Genomic DNA, 2,077 nt, shown 5'->3' on the forward strand with positions numbered 1-2,077 from the left:
GATTTCACAACAAAGCCTCCCTGCAGATATTTCCTCGGTTGATGTTAAGTTGGAACGAACCAAAGATCGCAGCCATGGTGACTTTGCCAGCAATATTGCCATGGTATTGGCCAAACCGGCCAAAATGAATCCACGTCAGATAGCAACTTTAATTGTTGATGCTTTGCCGCAGCATGAGATGATTGATAAAGTCGATATTGCTGGCCCCGGTTTTATTAACTTCACTTTATCAGCAAATGCCAGACTGGAAGTGGTTGCTGAGGTATTGAAAAAAGCCGGTCAGTTCGGTTTGAGTGATTACGGTAAGGGCCAGAGAGTTCAAGTGGAATTTGTCTCTGCCAACCCGACAGGTCCTTTGCATGTTGGTCATGGTCGTGGTGCTGCGTATGGTTCAGTCGTCGGCAGTCTGCTTAAAGCGGTAGGTTATGATGTACATCGCGAATATTATGTTAACGATGCTGGCCGTCAGATGGACATTCTGGCCACCAGTGTCTGGCTGAGATATCTGGAAAAATGTGGTGAACAGTTTATTTTTCCCAGTAATGGTTATCGTGGTGAATATGTTTTTGACATTGCTGAGACCCTTAAAAATCAGCATGCCGATGCACTATTACACCCAGCTGCAGTGGTATTTGATGGCGTGCCCACAGACGAACCGCAAGGTGGTGACAAAGAATTGCATATTGATGGCCTGACACAACAGGCCAAAAAATTACTTGGTGCTGAACTGTACCGTGAATTATTTGATTTAGGTTTAAATGCCATTCTGGATGATATTCGTAATGATTTGGCTGAATTTGGCGCCGAATATGATGAGTGGTTTTCCGAACGATCACTGGTTGAATCGGGCGTGGTTGATGAGGCAATCGAGCAATTAAAAGCAGCTGATGTGCTCTATCAGCAGGATGGGGCCTGGTGGTTCAAGTCCACAGAGTTTGGCGATGAAAAAGATCGCGTTGTGGTGCGGGATAATGGTCAGGCAACCTATTTTGCTTCTGATGTTGCCTACCATCTGAATAAATTTCAGCGTGGTTTTGAGCAGATCATTGATATCTGGGGTGCCGATCATCATGGCTATATTCCACGTGTTAAAGCGGCAATGACGGCGTTACATCAGGATGTCAGCAAACTAAGTGTTTTATTGGTGCAGTTTGCCGTATTGTATCGTGGCAAGGAAAAGGTCGGTATGTCGACTCGCAGTGGTGAATTTGTCACGCTACGGGAACTGCGTGATGAAGTTGGTAAGGATGCTGCCCGTTTCTTTTATGTGCTGCGTGGGGCTGATCAGCATATGGATTTTGATCTGGAGCTGGCGAAATCACAAAGTAATGATAATCCGGTATATTACGTGCAATATGCGCATGCACGGATTTGCAGTGTGTTCCGTCAATTAGCTGAAAGACAACTGAACTGGGATGAACAGGCCGGGTTGCAGAACTTGTCTTTATTAACCGAAGATCACGAACAAGCGTTGCTGACTATGCTTTCACGTTATCCGGAAGTAGTTGAACTGTCCGCAGTAACTTACACGCCACATCTGCTGGCGCATTTTCTGATGGATTTGGCCCGTGATTTCCATACGTATTACAACGCCCATCAGTTTATGACAGAAGATATCAATGTCAGTCAGGCGCGTTTAACACTGATCACTGCTGTCAGACAGGTTATTGCTAATGGTTTGGGTTTAATGGGCGTCTCAGCGCCACAAACGATGTAAGAGGTTTTTGTGGCAGCCAGAAGAAATACCCGTAAACAGTCTCCAAAGCAGGGCGGAAGTATGCCTTGGGGACCTATGTTAATCAGTTTCGCGGTAGGTGCTTTTGTGATGTTTTTATTACATCTGAAAGATAATGTTCCAGCGGATCAGCAACAGGCAAAAACCACGCAACAACAGCAAAAAAAATCAGCTGTGGAGCCCACTTTTGATTTTTATACCTTATTGCCTGAAACGGAAGTGGTGGTTGAAAAACCCAGAACTATTGCCAATCAGCCGCAAAAACCAATCGTCTCTTCTCCACCTGAAGAGGTCGCTGAGGCCCCTCAGCCATCTGCACAAACTGCAGAACAAACCCAGCAA

The 2,077-nt window shown here is 45.6% G+C and carries 1 protein-coding gene and 1 pseudogene; both read left to right on the plus strand.

Annotated features, from left to right (window positions below; translation table 11 throughout):
- The first annotated feature begins 1 nt into the window (after window position 1).
- Window positions 2-1,717, plus strand: a complete 1,716-nt coding sequence (gene argS / locus B3O33_RS14560) for an arginine--tRNA ligase (protein WP_292363874.1) — start codon at window positions 2-4, stop codon at window positions 1,715-1,717.
- 9 nt (window positions 1,718-1,726) lie between these two features.
- Window positions 1,727-2,077 (plus strand): annotated as a pseudogene (locus B3O33_RS14565) (SPOR domain-containing protein); the annotation flags it as partial.

It is taken from the genome of Methylophaga sp. UBA1464 (assembly GCF_002325665.1).
Lineage (GTDB): Bacteria > Pseudomonadota > Gammaproteobacteria > Nitrosococcales > Methylophagaceae > Methylophaga.